This window comes from Acidobacteriota bacterium (assembly GCA_003696075.1).
GTDB lineage: Bacteria > Acidobacteriota > Polarisedimenticolia > J045 > J045 > J045.
Genome location: RFHH01000023.1, coordinates 20,020 through 32,747, shown reverse-complemented (window position 1 = coordinate 32,747; position 12,728 = coordinate 20,020). Strand labels below are relative to the sequence as shown.

Below are 12,728 nucleotides of genomic sequence, written 5' to 3'. Positions count from 1 at the left end.
TCGCCTTGATCGGGGGCGGCTGCCTCCGGTACCACCGCGCCCCCCCGACCGCATCGTACAGGACGCGGATCATCTGGATCACGTCTTCGGTCATCTTGGACCGGTCGGGACGGCCGCACTGGTACAGATCGACGAGGCGAAGGTCGAAGTGCACCCCCCGCCTCCGCACGAGGATGTTTTCGTCGTGGATGTCGCCGTGGTATTCCCGGCGGGCGTGAATTTGCTCGACACCGGCGGCGAGTGCCCGCAACAGGTGGAGCGCCTCGAAGGGGTGGAGCCGCCCGCCGGGCTGACGGGCCAGGAACCGGCTCAGCAGCTCCCCCTCGACGTACTCGCTGATCAGACAAGTCACACGCACGCCCCGGTACCAAAACGACTCGCTGTGGTGATACTTGATGACGATGGGGCAGTCGCGGAGGCGTTCGAGCTTCTTGGCGTAGAAGCGCACCGCGCGGTCGCGGACGTTCCTTTCCGGGTAGAAGACCTTCATGGCCCTCGGAACGCCCGTTCTCGACTCGACGACCTTGTAGACCTCGCCCTCCCAGCCGCGGCCGAGAAACGCCTGCACCTCGTACTTCCCGGCGAGCCGGCGTCCCGGCTCGAAATCGAATCCGGCGATGGCCCGCCTGGTGGCCACGTCAGCGCGCCGATCGCGGCGGCTCGGGCGGCGTGATCCGGCGGGGCGGGTGCCGCTCGAGCTCCTCGAGCAGGACTTCCACCGCCTTCTCCAGTGTCGGGTCCCTCCCCGCAGCCACGAGGTCGGGTCGATCAACCACCTCGATGTCCGGCTCGACGCCGACCCCTTCGACGGCCCAGCGCCCCTCGGGATCCATGAACCGGAAGGTCGGCACCGACACCGAACCACCGTCCACAAGGCCTGGATTGCCGGACAGGCCGATGAGGCCGCCCCACGTCCGCGTCCCGATCAGCTTGCCCAGCCCGAGTTCCCGGAAGTAGTAGGGAAACGCGTCCCCGCCGGAGCTCGAATAGCCGTTGATGAGGCAGACCTTCGGCCCGGAGTGCGCGTATTCCGGCGTGCGCATCGGCTCGACACCGCGGCGGGCCCAGAAGCTGAGCGGCGTGCGCTCGAGGAGTTCGATCATCCGATCCGGAATGAAGCCGCCCCCGTTGTAGCGGACATCGATGATGAGTGCGTCCTTGTGCGCCTGGGGATAGAAGAGCTTCCGGAGCTGCCGGTTGCCCTCCACGGCGGTGTTCGGGAGGTGGATGTAGCCGATTCTCCCCCCGGACAGCTCGTCCACCAGACGCTGCCGCGAGCGGACCCAGTCGAGGTAACGCAGATTCGTCTCGCGCCGGATCGGAACCACGAGAACGGTGCGCGCGCCCTCCTCCGAGGGCTTGCTGTTCACGCGGAGCGAGACCGTGCGGCCGGCCGTGTGGCGCAGCAACTCGTAGAAATTCGACACCTCCCGCGTGGAGCGCCCGTCGACCGCCAGGATGAAGTCCCCCTCGTGCACGTCGACCCCCGGCATCGTCAGCGGCGATCGAAAGTCCTCGTGCCAGTTCTCGCCGGGGAAGATATGGGCGATCCGGAAGTAGCCGCTCGGGTGCGCCTCGATCTCGGCGCCGAGCAGGCCACCGTCGTGCCTCTCGGGCCGCGGCATGTCCCCGGAGTTGACGTAGACATGCCCAGCTCCGAGCTCGCCGCCCAGTTCGCCGAGGATGTAATCGAGATCGGCCCTGTGCGCGACGTGCTCGACGAGCGGGGCGTACCGATCCCGGAGAGCGGGCCAGTCGAGGCCGTGCATCCCCGGATCGTAGAACCAGTCGCGGAGAATCCTCCACGCGTCGACGAACATCTCGCGCCACTCGGCGCGGGGGTCGACCAGCGCCTCCATCCGCGAGAGGTCCAGCCGACCGTCGCCCACCTTTCGCCCGGGCGACGCGTCGACGACTCCGAACGACTCTCCGGCGCGGTAGAGGAGCTTCTTGCCGTCGGCCGAGAGATCGAACGAGGAAACGCCCTCGATCAGAACCTTCTCTTCGCGTTCGGCGAGGGAGAAGAGCTTGACCGCCGCATGTCGGCCCTTTCCGACGAGGTAGACCGGGCCTTCCGGCGCGGCGTGCAGCTGGCGGTAGTCTGCCGGATCGCCAGGTAGAGCCACCACCCGTGCGGAGAACCCCTCCACGTCGAGCGCAGCGGCTTTCTCTCCGCCGCCGTCGCTGTCGCCGCCGTCGGAATCCTTCCCTTCCCCGGCAGCCTCCTCGTCCACGAGAGGGGGAAGCGGTGGAGGACCGGCGGCGGAGAGGCTGGCGGCATACACCCTGGTGGGATTGGTGTAGATGTAGTTGAACTCGTAGCCGCTGAATTCGAGGTTGTAGTCGCGGTCGGACAGGAAGTAGAGATAGCGACCTTCCGGATCGAAGACGGGATCGTAGTCGTTCGTCATCTCGTCAGTGAGCCGCGAGACCTTCTTCAGCTCGACGTCGTAGACGTAGATGGAGGAGAAGTGGGAGGCCTCCAGCTTCGTGTACACCAGGTAACGACTGTCCGGCGACCAGCGATAGGTCCGGATGTCCGCGCGGGTCGAACGGTCGACGTCGGTGATCTTCCCGGTCTCGACGTCGAGAAGACGCAGGCGTTGCCGCTTGTCGGCGAAGGCGATCTTGCGGCTGTCCGGGGACCAGACGGGGGGAAACCGCCAGGTGTCCCCGTCACGGGTGAGGCGCCGCTCGGGCCCCGAGCCGTCCTGCGGGCGAATGTAGATCTCGTACTCGCCGGAACGGTCCGACAAATAGGCGACCCACTTCCCGTCCGGCGACCACGCGGGAGAGATCTCGCGGACACCGGGCGAGCGGGTCAAGTTGCGCGGGGGACCGTGCTCCGCGGGGACGGTGAAGATCTCGCCCCGCGCCCCGAAGAGAGCCCGCTTGCCGTGCGGCGAAAGGGACGCGGACCGGATCTGGCGGTCGACCCGCCGCAGGCGCGGAAGCGTGCCGGCGAAGTCGCCCGTCAGCCGGATCGGAATCCGCGTCGATTCGCCTGTCGCCGGGTCGAAACGGTAGAGGTATCCACCGCACTCGTAGACGATCCGCTCCGGGCCCGCGCTCGGCCAGAGCACGTCGAAGTCGCGGTGGTGCGTCACCTTTCGCACGTCTCCGGTGGTCAGGTCGTAGGCATAGAGATTGAGACGGCCGTCTTCCCGGTCGGAGGTGAAGTAGATCGTGTCTCCGACCCACAGGGGCTGGTTGTCGGTGCCGGGATAGTCGGTCAGCTGCCTGGCCTTCATCGTTTCGAGGTCGAAGATCCAGACGTCCTGGGCGCGGCCGCCGCGGTATCTCTTCCAGGTCCGGAATTCGCGATCGATCGGGGTGTAGACGAATTTCTTCCCGTCCGGCGACATCATGCCGCCGCCTCCCTCCGGAATGGGCAGGGGGCGCTCCATCCCGCCGTGCACCGGCACGAGGTAGGGACGTCCCATGCGGACGCCCCACGGCAAGCGGTTGGCGCGGACGACGACGAACTCGCCGTCCGGCGTCCAGTCCAGCACGCGGTAATCGAAGCCTCCGCGCGGCGGGAGCGGGCCCACATCGTTGTAGAAGGTCAGTTGCCGGGGGGCGCCGCCTTCGGCGGGGATGACATAGACCTGCCGTGTCCCGTCGTACTCGGCGGAGAAGGCGATGAGCCGGCCGTCGGGAGAGAACTTGGGGAACAGTTCCAGTCCGGGATCGGACGTCAGGCGCCGCGCTTCGCCGCCCTCGGACGGTGCGACCCAAATGTCCCCCGCATAGACGAAGGCCACCCGGTCGCCGTGGATGTCGGCGAAGCGGAGAAGGCGCGCCTCCCCGGATCCTGCTGCGGACAGGGCCGCCGGAACGGCGGCGATCGCGACGAAGAGAGAGAGAAAGAACGTGCGTGACATGAGCGGCCTCCCGGGACCCGCCTCCGCCGCCCCCGGGGCGCGGTGCGGAGCCGGGATTATGCCACGCTGGGTGCGGCGGGGATCGCGCAGGGGCGGCTCAGCGGCGTTTCCGCTCGCGCACGTCGCGGAAGGGCTCCGGAGGGTCGTCGAGGTACGCCATGAATTCCCTCCTCCTCGTCTCGCTGCGCCCGGCCAGTTCGGAGTACCAGGCGCGCCGGAGTCGCCGGAGGTCGTCCGGGTCGAGCGGGGCACGGCGGCCAGCGCGCCGCAGGCGCATGTCGGTCACAAAGGTGCTGATCGCCACCGATACGGAGACGTTGAGGTAGGAGGTCATCCCGCAGGTGGGGATGAAGAAGTAGCCGTCGACCAGCCGCCTGAATTCGTCCGACAGCCCCGACTGCTCGTTCCCGAACACGAGAGCCAGAGGGGTCTGCAGGGGAATCTCGTCGAGCGGTATGGCGCCAGCGGTCACGTCCGCACCGAGGATGGTGTACCCGCGGGCCCGAAGGTCGGCCGCAGCGTGCTCCGCGCTGCGGTACCAGAAAACGTCGAGCCAGACACTGGCGCCCTTGTGGATCGCCCGGTTGAGGACCACCCGCCCCTCCCGGTGGCAGATGTGCAGTTCCTGCAGGCCGAGCGCTTCCACGGTCCTCAGGACCGCCGAGGCGTTCAGCGGATCGTTGAGGTTGTCGAGCACGACGGTCAACGAGCGGGTGCGCTCGCGAAGCGCTCGCTCGGCGGAACGCAGCCGCGGCGGAGGTTCCCCGCCACCAACGTCGGCCCGCCCGTCGGGCACCGCAGCCTCCCGGTCGGCGCTCGGTGAGGCCTTCTTGGCTTCTTCGCCCCAAGGCGCGAGGTGCTCGCTCTCGACCCGCTCGCGGGCCAGTTCCGGCGGCGTCGCCCATGCTGCGCGCACCAGATCGGCGAAGAACGGGATATCCAGCGCGCGGCGCACCAGCTCCCGATCCATCAGGCGCCGCTGCCACGCCGGGAAGCCGGCGACCCCGTTTTCGCGCGCCAGATCGTCGCGGTCCGCCGCCAGGCGCTCTCCGGCGATGCGCATCAGCTCTTCAAGCTGCGCGAAGAATCTCCGGAAGGGACGCCAGCGGTTCTTGCTCATCGATCGTCGCCAGCTCGGGTTCCGCGAGCCGCCAGCGGCGGTCTGCGGCGATGGAAGGCGGTCGCCTCCTGGTAGACGCGGGCGAGCGCGAGGAGATTCTCCTCCCCGAAGAGCCGGCCGACGAAGGTGATGCTCGTCGGCGTTCCGCCGGCGAATCCGTTCGGTACGACGACCGCCGGATGGCCGGTGAGGTTCGTCAGGAGGAGATCGTCGCCCACGAAGCTCGGGCACACGTAGCCGTCGACGCCGGCGAGCGCACGCTCCATCTCGCGCATGAGAAGCGTCCTCACGCGATTCGCCCTCAGGTATTCCACGGCCGGGATGAGCTGGCCCTGTCGGAAAACGTTCGGCCAGGCCTCTTCTTCCTGCCGGACCATCTCCTCGTCCCGCCCGCTGCGGGTCAGCTCATCGAAGGCGGCGGAAGCCTCCGCGGTGAGGATCAACGCGAGAGGTCCGATCGGGTAGCGGCGGGGCAGTTCGATCTCGACGAGGCGGATTCCGGCCGCGCGCAGCACCTCGAGCGTCGACCGGTCGTTTTCCGCCCACGCGCGGAGCCGCGCCGCCCGCTTCGGGTCGGCGACCCCCTCCGCCCGGTCGCGCTCGAAGAGCTCCGGCACGAATCCGATCCGGAGTGTTCGCGGGTCCCTGACCGGCGGCCACCGGAACGATGCGGTCACGGCGGACGGGTCCAGGCCGTCGGCTCCGTGGATGGTCGAGAAGACGAGGGCGCAGTCCTCGGCGCTGCGGGCGATGACCCCGACCTTGTCCATGCTCCACGAGAGCGCCATCACCCCGTGCCGGCTGACCCGCCCGAACGTGGGCCGCAGGCCGGTCGCCCCGCAGCGGCTGCACGGGGAGACGATGCTCCCCCATGTCTCGGTGCCGAGGGCGAACCCGACGAGCCCCGCGGCGACCGCGGCCGCCGAGCCGGCCGAGGATCCGCTCGACCCCTGTTCCGGATTCCACGGGTTGCGCGTCTGCCCGCCGAACCAGACGTCACCCCATGCGAGCGCGCCGACCGATGTCTTCGCGGCGAGGACGGCGCCGGCCCGCTCCAGCCGGGCGGCCACCGTCGCGGTCTCGGGCCGGTACTGATCGCGGAAGGGCCTCGCGCCCCAGGTGGTCGGGTACCCCGGCACCGCGATCAGGTCCTTCGCGCCCCAGGGGATGCCGTGGAGCGGCCCGCGGATGCGGCCCCGGGCGATCTCCTCGTCCGCGCGCCGGGCCTGCTCCATCGCGAGTTCCGCCGTCAGCGTTATGACGCAGCGGAGAACCGGATCGAAGCGCTCGAGACGTTCCAGGTAGAGGCGCGTCAGCTCCGAAGCACTCACCTCGCGGCGCCGTACCAGCCCCGACAGCTCGGCGATCGTCAGGAACGCCAGATCCTCCGCCGATTCCGGCCGGGCCGGGCCCTCGCGGGACACTTCCGGTTCTGCGCGTTCCGGGACCGCGGAGGGACACGGTGGCTCCTCGGCGAGCTGGAGGCGCAGTGCGGGGGGCACCGCGTTGTCGAGGTCGATCTCCCGGATCGCGGCAAAGTCTTCGAGAAGCTCGCCGACGCCCCGCAGCATGAGGGCGATCTCGTCGTCGTCGTAGCGCTGTCCGATGAGCCAGCTGCAGCCGCGGATCATCGGCGCGGTGACCGCCGTCTTCTCGCCAGCGGCGTCGACCGCACCGGCGAGCATCGTTCCGCCCAGACCGGCCGCCGACAGGCGGACCAGCAGCTCCCGGCGTGTGATCTCCGCCGAGGCGGAGCGGAACGCCGCGCGCGGTGCCGGTCGATCCGGCGGCCGATCGCCCATCCTCTGCTCCCCGCCGGGTGTCCCGGCGCCCGCTGCGGAGTCTACCGCATGCCCGGCGGCCGGAGCGCACATGGGCCCCGTTTGGCCGATAATCGCCGCGATGGAAAAGGAGAAGCCCCATGGAGTACCGCACGCTGGACCCGTCCAAGGGCGAGCTGATCGAGCGTTTCGACGTGCATCCGGACGACGCGGTCGAGGCGGCTCTCGGTAGCGCGTGCCGCGCATTTGCCGACTGGTCGCGGAGGCCGATCGGCGAGCGCACCGCGATGCTGGACGCCGCGGCGGCGCTGCTCGAGGAGCGCACGCGGGAGCTGGCGGACACGATGGCTCTCGAGATGGGCAAACCTCTGGCGCAGGGAGAGGCCGAGGTGGCGAAGTGCACCTGGGTCTGTCGCTACTACGCGGAGAACTCGGCGGCGTTTCTCGCCGAGCGGGAGGTACCGACCGGCTCCGGCCGCTCTTCGGTGCGCTTCGCCCCGCTCGGCCCGATTCTCGCGATCATGCCGTGGAATTTCCCGCTGTGGCAGTTCTTCCGTTTCGCGGCGCCGGCGCTCGCCGCGGGCAACGTGGTGCTCCTCAAGCATGCCCCGGGAACGCCCCGATGCGGGGAAGCGATCGAGGAGCTCATGCGCGAGGCGGGCGCGCCGGAGGGGACGGTCCGCAACCTCCGCCTGACGAACGAGCAGGCGGCACGCGTCGCCTCCGACCGGCGCGTCCGAGGCGTCACGCTCACCGGGAGCACCCGGGCCGGACGGGAGGTGGCGGCGGCCGCGGGCGCCCATCTCAAGAAATCGGTCATGGAGCTCGGCGGAAGCGATCCGTTCATCGTCTTCGCCGACGCCGATCTCGAACGGGCCGTGACGACAGGGGTGCAGGCCCGGTGCCTGAACAGCGGCCAGAGCTGCATCGCGGCCAAGCGATTCCTGGTCGAGCGCCGCATCTACGACCGGTTCCGCGACCGCTTCGTCGCCGCGATGCAAGCGCAGCGGGTGGGCGACCCGCGGCAGGGCGGAACCGACATCGGACCGCTCGCCCGCGCCGATCTCCGGGACACGCTGGCCGCCCATGTCGCGGCCTCGGTGCGCGCGGGGGCGCGAATCGTGACCGGCGGCGAGATCCCGGCGGGCCCGGGGTTCTTCTTCCCACCCACCGTGATCGAGGGACGCGATCCGGTGCCGGCGGGAGACGCGGAGCTGTTCAGGCCGGCGGCCTACCTCGTGCCTTTCGGGACCGAGGAAGAGGCGGTGTCGATGGCGAACGCGACCGGCTACGGCCTCGGCGCCAGCGTCTGGACCTCCGATCCGGAACGCGCCGAGCGGATGGTGTCCGCTCTGGAGGCCGGTTCGGTCTTCGTGAACGCGATGGTGAAGTCCGACCCGCGCCTTCCGTTCGGCGGCACGAAGGACTCCGGTTACGGGCGCGAGCTCGGCCGCGAGGGCCAGCTCGAGTTCGTCAACGTCAAGACGGTCCACCTCGAGCCTTGACCCGGGCGCCGGCCCGCTCGGCCTCGGCCCCCGCCGCGGGAGGCTCGATGGTGATCTCGGTCGTATGGGAGGCGATGGCCAGCGGCCGGGACTCCTCCGGCGGCACGCCGAGATAGCGCGCCACGGAGCTCACGAGGCGCGAGTACCACACGGTGGCGGTCACGGTCACCTTCCCCGGAGGCACGTCCTCCGGCACCGTCCAGACGAAGGTCTCGTTCCGCGCCTGAAGCGGCGCGAGCCGGTAGTCGGGCCCGAAGCTGGCGGTGTGCCACTGGGCCACCGTCATCCGCCCTTTGGGGTCGAGGTAGGGGAGCCGGAAGATCCGGTCGCCGTCCGGCACGTCGCCGTCCCGGGGAAGTCCCCGAAACCCGGCGACGCCGCGGATCTCACCGATGTCCTGGTAGGCCAGCGCCTTCCGGGAGGCGATCGTCAGCTCCTCGCCGGCGAACCCCTTGGGCTGCACAGGGAGGTGGTAGCGCCGGCCGTAGGCGTCTTCCGCCTCGACGTGCAGCCAGACCACCCGTTCCTCGGCCGAGCCCGTCGGAATCATGTGGCCCGCCTTGGCGTTCACGACCGTCGCCTGCAGCTCCACCGTGTCCCCCGGCTTGGCCCTCGTGGACCGGGGGTGGATCCGCACTTCGATCGCCCCCTTCAGCTTGCCCGGATCGTGCGCTCCGTGGAAGAGGTGCTGCCGGACGTCGGGACGCTCGGGACCGCCGGCGGCCGGCGCGCTGCTCCCCGCGGCCGGCGGCATGTGGCAGTCCTGGCAGACGATGCCGGCGCGCGCCTGCGGGCTCTCCCGCCATTCGAGGTGCGTCGCTTTGACCCATTGGCCGTACGGGTCCTTCTCGTTGTGGCAAATCCCGCAGAACTCGGCCGTTTGGAGGAAGGGATTGCGGGCGATCTCGTGCCCCATGCTCTCCGAGTCCTCCCGAACCCCCTGCTCCACATCACCCGGAGCGAGGGTGTAGTTGAAATTGAACGGCAGCTCACCCTCGAACCCGGTGATCGAATGGCACAGGTCGCAAGACACGCCTTCGTTGGCGCGCGTGCCGGCGGACGGGCGCGCCGGGGGGATGTCTCCGGCGAGGAAGGCGAGCGGAGCGTGACAACCGTTGCACCCGGCCTCGATCGCTGCGACCTGCGGGTTCTTCCGGGCGTGGGGCAGCGCCAGCTCGAAATACTCGATTTCGTCCCACGGATGGACGAAGGCCTGGGACATCATCGCCTGACGGTACTGGCCGGCGATGTCGGTATGGCACTCGGCACACGCGGTGTCCGGGTCGAACTGATCGTAAGGCACCGAACCTTCGCCGCCGGCGGCCGGCGCGACACCCAGGCCGAGCGCCGCGAGCGCCGCGGCGAGACGGATCGCTCGATCGGTCATGACTTCCTCCCCGCCCGCCGGACGGCGGGCTGCGCCGGGCGACCATTATCACCCTGGCGGGCAGGGTCTCCGGAATCCCGGGCCGAGGGCCGCGCAAGGTAGACTGAGCGGCCGCGCGGGGGCGCGGGCGTCGCCCCCGGCGCAGGGGTGGAGGAGAATCGGCGATGGCGACGAACGGACGGCGGTCGGTCGGTCAGACGGTGGCTCTCGCGGCGGGGCTGGCGTCGCTGTTGCTGGCGCCGGGAGAAGCGCCCGCGGCGTCGGGGTTCGCCGAGACGGTGCTGCCGAACGGGCTGCGCGTCGTCATGCGGCAGGTTCGCGGCAACCCGGTCGTTTGCTCCGCGGTGCTGGTGAAATCGGGGGTGGCGTGGGAGCCGGAGGGCATGTCCGGGGCCTCGCACTTCCTCGAGCACCTCCTGTTCAACGGCACCCGGAACCGGACCCAGGAGCAGCTCTATGCCGACGTGGAGCGCATCGGCGCGTACAACAACGCCACCACCCGCGCCGATCACACGCTGTTCCTGATGCTCGCGCCCAGCGAATCGCTCGACCGCGCGCTCGAGATCCAGGCCGACATGCTCTTCCACTCCACTCTCCCGGAGGACAAGTTCGACAAGGAAAAAGGGATCGTCCTCGAGGAGATGCGCCGGGACGCCAGCAACCCCGCCCACGAGGCCGATCTGGCCTTCACCCGGGCGCTGCACGCCGGGTCGCCCTACGCCCGGCCGGTGCTGGGAACGGCCGAGTCGATCGCCGCTCTCGCGCGGGATGCCGTTCTCGACTACTACCATCGCCGGTACCGTCCCGGGAACATGGTCCTTTTCCTCGCCGGAGAGTTCGAGCCAGACGAGGCGCTCGCGCGCATCCGGGAGCGCTTCGGTGTCCCCGGCGGCGCGGGGGAGGCGGAGAGCGGCGTCCCCCGGCCCACCCTCGCGCTCACCGATCCGGCACGGATCGTCCACGAGAAGATCGAGGCCGGGCGCACCTACCTGCGCGCGGCGTTTCCTGCGCCGGACGCGGGCGATCCCGATGCCGAGGCGTTCGATCTCCTCGTCCGCCTCGCTGGAAGCGGGGAGGGGTCTCCGCTCGTCCGGAATCTCGTGCGGAGCGATCCTGCCGCGGCGTTCGACGCCGCGCTGTCGTACTCCACCGTGGGCGGGCGCGGCGTGCTCGAACTCGACGCGACGCTCACCGGGCGCGTGCCGGCGGCGGAGGTGATCCGGCGCGCGCGGCGGGCACTGGCGGAGGCGGCGGCGCCCGGGCTCCTCGACCTGGAGTCGCTCCGCGCCCTGCGCGAGAGCCGGCTGACGACACGGGCCACTCTCGACGAGCAGGTGCACTACTACGCGATGTTCAGCGCCCCCGCGCTGCTCCACGCGAGCGCCGCGGATCTCGAGGCCTCCGCGGCCCGGCTCGCGGCCGTCACCCCGGAGGAGATCGCCGCGGTGGCCCGGCGGTACCTCGGCAGGCGGGAGGCGCTGGCGGTCGTCTCCGGGCCAGGCGAGGAACCGGGAACGGTGGAGGAGTTCGCTGTGCCGGCGCCCGAGTGGCCGGCCCCGCCCGAGGCCGGGCCGCGGACCCTCGTCCTTCCCAACGGGTTGACCGTATCGATCCGCCCGAACCCCGACTCGGCGGTCTTCGCGGTCCACTTGCTGGCGCGCAACCGGTCGGCGCTCGAGCCGCCCGGACGCCCCGGCCTGGCCGAGCTGCTGCACGGTCTGCTTCGAGCGGGAACCGCGAGCCTCGACGCGCTCGAACTCGACCGGGCACTCGACCTCGCGGGTGCCCAGCTCAAGCTCCGCGACGATCCGCGGATTCCCTTCGACGACTACCAGAGCTCTCCCGATTTCTCCTTCGTGCGGCTGGAGTCGCGGGCCGAGCGGGCCCCGGAGGCCCTGCGCCTGCTCGCCGAGCTGATCCAGCAACCGCTCTTCCCCGCGGAGGATGTCACGCGCGAGGCGGAGCGGATGGCGGATCGCGCGCGGCGCGCCGCCGAGTCGCCTTCGGCAGTGTCCCGCCGGATCCTGCTCGAGCTGCTGGCGCCCGGACACCCGCTCTCCAGACCGGTCGCGGGAGAGCCCGGCTCCTTCGACGGCCTCACGCGAAACGAGGTGGTCGCGCTGCACTCTTCGTTGTTCGCGCCCGACAACCTGATCCTCGCCGTGCGCGGCGGGGTGGATCCGTCCGAGATCGAGCGGCGCATCGCCCGCTTGTTCGGCGGCCGCGGCACGGGGGGCGCCCGAGCACCGGCGCCGGCGGCCGAGCCCGCCCGGCCCACGGCGCTCGTCCCGCCGCCGGCGCCCACCGCCGCCGGTTCGCGCCGCGAGGTCACCCTGGGCAAGCGCCAGAGTTCGCTGCGGGTGGGGACCATCGTGGACGTGCCGGAGAAGGATCTGCCCGCGTTGGAGGTCGCGGTTCTCGTCCTGTCCGGGAGGCTCCAGATGGATCTCCGCGAAACCCAGGGGCTCGCTTACTCGATCGGGGCCGGTCTCACGCCGCTCGGGGCCGGACGCCGGCTGCTCCAGATCGCGATGGGAACCGCCGCGACGAACCTCGAGCACGCGGAGAAGGAGATCTTCCGGATCCTCCGCGAACTCCGCGAGGAGCCGCCTCCGGTGGAGGAGCTCGAGCGGGTGGTCGCCGCGCGTCGCGGAAGGATCTTCATGCGGAGGCTGACGAGCATCAACCAGGCGTACTACGACGCTCTCGGGCTGCTCTACGGAGAGCCCACCGGAGGCGATCCCGAACTCCTCGAGGCGATCCGCCGCGTGACGCCCGAGCAGGTGCTCCGGGCAGCGAGGGCGTACATCGATCCCGATCGGTTCGCCGTGGCCGTCGTGCGCTGACCGGCTCGGAGAAGCTTTCCCGGCGGTGCGCTCCGGTACCCAACCCTTCTGGAGGGGCGAAGGCTGCGCGCCGGCCGTTGCCGGGGAGCGGAGCCGGGCGCGACCGCGTGCCCGGCCACGGCTTCGGGGGAGGCCGCACCTTCGCGGGCGCGCCCCGAACCGGCTGGCGGAACACCGGCCGCCCGCCGCGAGCGGGCGAACCGGG

Annotated in this window: 7 protein-coding genes; 2 read left to right on the top strand and 5 right to left on the bottom strand. The window is 70.6% G+C overall.

Annotated features, from left to right (window positions below):
• The 4 genes from D6718_01620 to D6718_01605 form a co-directional block, all read right to left on the bottom strand.
• On the bottom strand, nucleotides 1-637 hold a 637-nt coding region (locus tag D6718_01620; protein ID RMG48559.1), incomplete at its 3' end, for a serine/threonine protein kinase.
• A 1-nt stretch (nucleotide 638) separates the two neighbouring features.
• Nucleotides 639-3,884 carry a protease gene (locus D6718_01615; protein ID RMG48558.1) on the bottom strand — a complete coding sequence of 1,082 codons (3,246 nt, stop codon included), beginning with the start codon at nucleotides 3,882-3,884 and terminating at the stop codon, nucleotides 639-641.
• Nucleotides 3,885-3,981: 97 nt separating this feature from the next.
• Nucleotides 3,982-5,004 carry a TrmH family RNA methyltransferase gene (locus tag D6718_01610; GenBank protein RMG48557.1) on the bottom strand — a complete coding sequence of 341 codons (1,023 nt, stop codon included), beginning with the start codon at nucleotides 5,002-5,004 and terminating at the stop codon, nucleotides 3,982-3,984.
• A complete protein-coding gene (locus D6718_01605) occupies nucleotides 5,001-6,806 on the bottom strand; it encodes an amidase (protein ID RMG48556.1) in 1,806 nt (601 codons plus the stop codon). Before D6718_01605 ends, D6718_01610 begins: the two co-directional genes overlap by 4 nt.
• Before the next feature lie 119 nt (nucleotides 6,807-6,925).
• Here D6718_01605 and D6718_01600 point away from each other — a divergent pair, with 119 nt between their 5' ends.
• Nucleotides 6,926-8,290 carry an NAD-dependent succinate-semialdehyde dehydrogenase gene (locus D6718_01600; protein RMG48555.1) on the top strand — a complete coding sequence of 455 codons (1,365 nt, stop codon included), beginning with the start codon at nucleotides 6,926-6,928 and terminating at the stop codon, nucleotides 8,288-8,290.
• On the opposite strand, the gene D6718_01595 is transcribed toward D6718_01600, so the two are convergent.
• Entirely contained in the window at nucleotides 8,265-9,677 is a 1,413-nt protein-coding gene (locus D6718_01595) for a hypothetical protein (GenBank protein ID RMG48554.1), read from the bottom strand. The two genes, D6718_01600 and D6718_01595, sit on opposite strands and share 26 nt — an antisense overlap.
• 164 nt (nucleotides 9,678-9,841) lie before the next feature.
• On the opposite strand from D6718_01595, the gene D6718_01590 reads away from it, so the two are divergent.
• On the top strand, nucleotides 9,842-12,523 hold the full coding sequence (locus D6718_01590) for an insulinase family protein (GenBank protein ID RMG48553.1): 2,682 nt from the start codon (nucleotides 9,842-9,844) through the stop codon (nucleotides 12,521-12,523).
• Nucleotides 12,524-12,728: the final 205 nt, after the last annotated feature.

Coding starts and splice junctions, on each gene's coding strand:
- D6718_01615 (RMG48558.1), bottom strand. CDS start 3,884: ATGTCACGCACGTTCTTTCTCTCTCTCTTCGTCGCGATCGCCGCCGTT.
- D6718_01590 (RMG48553.1), top strand. CDS start 9,842: ATGGCGACGAACGGACGGCGGTCGGTCGGTCAGACGGTGGCTCTCGCG.
- D6718_01605 (RMG48556.1), bottom strand. CDS start 6,806: ATGGGCGATCGGCCGCCGGATCGACCGGCACCGCGCGCGGCGTTCCGC.
- D6718_01600 (RMG48555.1), top strand. CDS start 6,926: ATGGAGTACCGCACGCTGGACCCGTCCAAGGGCGAGCTGATCGAGCGT.
- D6718_01595 (RMG48554.1), bottom strand. CDS start 9,677: ATGACCGATCGAGCGATCCGTCTCGCCGCGGCGCTCGCGGCGCTCGGC.
- D6718_01610 (RMG48557.1), bottom strand. CDS start 5,004: ATGAGCAAGAACCGCTGGCGTCCCTTCCGGAGATTCTTCGCGCAGCTT.